This window comes from Oleiphilus sp. HI0123 (assembly GCF_001635315.1).
In genome coordinates this window covers 1-3,421 of sequence record NZ_LWGE01001451.1, presented here as the reverse complement: position 1 = coordinate 3,421, position 3,421 = coordinate 1, and the positions used below count along the sequence as shown (strand labels likewise).

2 protein-coding genes are annotated in these 3,421 nt (G+C 44.1%); both read left to right on the top strand.

Annotated features, from left to right (window positions below):
• A partial coding sequence (locus A3761_RS18845; RefSeq protein ID WP_068750686.1) for an EAL domain-containing protein occupies nt 1–2,679 on the top strand: 2,679 nt, incomplete at its 5' end.
• A gap of 5 nt (nt 2,680–2,684) precedes the next feature.
• Nucleotides 2,685–3,410 carry a Sir2 family NAD-dependent protein deacetylase gene (locus A3761_RS18840; protein WP_068516137.1) on the top strand — a complete coding sequence of 242 codons (726 nt, stop codon included), beginning with the start codon at nt 2,685–2,687 and terminating at the stop codon, nt 3,408–3,410.
• Nucleotides 3,411–3,421 lie beyond the last annotated feature (11 nt).

Here is a 3,421-nt window from a genome sequence, read left to right as displayed (position 1 = left end):
GTACAAAACGAGACGCCTGTTGATATACCCGCTTACCTACACGTCAACTATAGCCAGCTAGATAATATACAGTTGTTTCACAGCATTCCAGGTTCACCTTCTCATTCGGTGACTCTAAAAAAACTTGTCGAAACCGGAGACCGATTCAATTTTGCACAAAGACCCATCGAGTTTCCTACTTTTGTTTTACCACTTGAGCTCTCTGCCGGGCAGCCTCAAGAGTACTTTGTGAAGGTGAGCAGTGAAGGCTCTCTTCAGGTTCCTTTGCAACTATGGGAGCAAGAGAGTTTTCTACTACAAGCGAATAACTCACTATTTCTCTACGGCTGCTTTTTAAGTGCGCTTTTGATTATGAGTGCCTATAACCTGTGCCTGTTTCTAATCATCCGCGACAAAACCTACTTGCTCTACAGCTTTTTCATCCTTTGTATGGCTGGGATGCATAGTTCACTAGATGGCTTTGCCTATCAATGGTTCTGGCCTAGTGCGCCCAGCTGGCATCAAATATCTGCAATTACCTTTATCTCTTTTGGCTTACTATCTACGATGCTCTTCACCCGGACAATACTCCCCATACCAGAGAAAAGTATCCTCTACCGTGGTATCAAGTTGCTTACTTTTTTGACTGTTGTCTCTGCTATCACCAGCCTATTTCTACCCTATCGCCAGGCAGCCATCCTTAATGGTGGCATGACTGTCATAGTGATGAGCAGCGTCACCTTTATCTGCTTGGCAATGCTTCGGTTTAGCCCGCGTATTGCACGCTTCTTCTGCATCGCATGGGGCGCTTACTTTTTGGGTATCGTACTAAAGTCTTCAAGCAAAATGGGCTATTTGCCCTCCTCTACCTTTACCGAATACGCTGGAAATATTGGCGGTGTCGTGGGCATTGTTATTATATCAATGGCATTGGCTGACCGAATCAATAGCGAAAGGCGAGCACGAGAGCAAGCACAATCCCAATCTATTGGTAACCTCAAACGCTTTGAAAACCTCTACCAAAATTCACTTGAGGGAATATTCAGCTACGACAAAAAAGGGACCTTGTTGTCAGCAAACCCAGCCTTTTTGTCACTGATAGGTTTAGAGGATATTCCGTCGTTTAGCGGAAAAACTAAAGACTTAAACGGTTATTACCTTTCAGAAAAAGAGTTCACTGAGTTTTTCAAAGCGGTTAAGAAGTCAGGCCAAGTTGTCGACTACGAAGCTCAGCTCAGCAACTCCCTAGGTGACTCCATGTGGGTGAATATTTCTGCCCGTTATGTGAACGAGCAGGGAAACGAGGAACTGGAAGGAACTCTAATCAATATTAATGAACGAAAAGCCTTTGAACAGCAGCTAAAACATTTGGCTGAGCACGACTCTTTAACAGGCTTTTATAACCGTAGAACCTTTGAGAGTTCAGCAAAAGAGTTATTGCTTAAAGTTCAAGCAGGTGAAGATTCGGCCTGCTTACTATATATGGATCTAGACCAGTTTAAGATTGTGAATGACCTCTGTGGCCACACTGCAGGCGACATCTTGCTAAAAAATATTAGCCAGAAGCTGCTTCAAGAAGTAAAAGCGCTCGGGCCTCAGCAGGTCATCGCTCGACTGGGGGGCGATGAATTCGGCATTCTCGTTAGCCAAACAAGTCTTCCCAAAGCAAGGCTTATTGCCGAAAGTCTCAGAGAAGCCGTCGAGAAATTTTTATTTATCTGGGAAGGTAAGCGTTACAGCATTGGCGTCAGTATCGGCTTGGTTGAAATATACCCTTATCACCAGAATGTAGAACAACTACTAGCCATGGCGGATGCTGCTTGCTATATGGCCAAAGACCAAGGGCGTAATCGTGTTCATGTATTCATTGAGTCTGATAAAGACCTACAGTTCCGACAGCTCGAAATGCAATGGGTCACAACAATTAAAGAAGCACTAACGAATGATCAGTTCTTTTTAGTCTTTCAACACATTGCGCCCAACCAAGGTCAAGAGCAAAACTTTCATTACGAAATCCTGCTTCGCCTGATCAATAGCAACGGCAACCTTTGTTCTCCAGGCCAGTTCTTGCCCGCGGCAGAACGCTATAACCTCATGCCTAATATAGATCGCTGGGTCATCAAGAATTACTTCGCTTGGTTAGGTAAACACCCCGAGCACTTGGAAAAGCTCGGCTGTGCCAGTATTAACCTCAGTCCACAGAGCATTGGTCAAAAAGAATTCTCAGCTTTTCTGGTTAATCTCTTTGAAGAGAATAAGGTGCCGCCCCATAAAGTCTGCTTTGAGATCACCGAAAGCATGGCGATCACGCATCTAGATAATACCCAGAATTTCATCGATAAATTCAGGGCGCTCGGCTGTCGCTTTGCACTCGACGATTTTGGCACAGGCTTTTCATCCTATGCCTATCTAAAGGACCTTAATATTGACTACCTAAAAATCGATGGCGTATTTGTTAAAAACTTATGCGATGATGCCGTAAATACCGCAATGATCAAATCAATTGCCGACGTCGCAAGTGCTATAGGCATAGAAACGATTGCAGAGTTTGTTGAAACAGCAGAGATTCAAGATAAGCTGACCGAAATAGGCATCACTTACTCTCAAGGCTATCATATTCATAAGCCAGTAAAGCTTGATTCCCTTGCGCTTGAAGAGAGTAGAGCCCAACCTAACAGCCATGAAGAAGGTAATAGCTAGTCAATATGAGTACCTTATATATTACGGGCGCAGGTGTTAGCGCAGAAAGTGGCATTCCAACGTTTAGAGGTGAGGATGGCTTTTGGACCATTGGCAGTAAGAACTATACCCCGATGGAAATGGCTACGCGCCGAATGTACACCGAAAACCCGGTAGAATTTCTATCTTGGTACTATCATCGTTTTGCAACGTATCGCCATCACGGGCCAAATGAAGTCCACCATTGGCTCGCAGATAAAAACCTGATCACCCAAAATATTGATGGTCTTGATGGTAAGGCCGGCAACAAAGATTATATCGCAATTCATGGGCGCTTAGATCAAATGACGCGTTTTCATGAGCAAGGCCCAACGGTTGAGACTTATCAAACGCCTTGGGAACAAGTGGATGAAGAGAATCTTGTCGACTCACTACTTTCCCTGTTTAAAATTAGTAAGCACACACTTACACCAGAGCTAGACGTTTCACAAAAGCCTTACGTTTTGCTCTTCGATGAGTTCTACACTGATCTTTACAGAATATCAGAGGCACAGGAACGAATGCGTTATGCCTCGAAGATGGTATTTATGGGCACCTCCTTTAGTGTCAATATTACTCAAATGGCCCTGGAAACGGCTGTTCATAACGATATCCCGATAGAAATCGTAGACCCGAAGCCCGTGAAAATTCACTACCAAAATACAACTTATCATCAGGTAAAGGCGTCTGATTATATTAAGAGAGTGACTTAACGTGAGTCTAG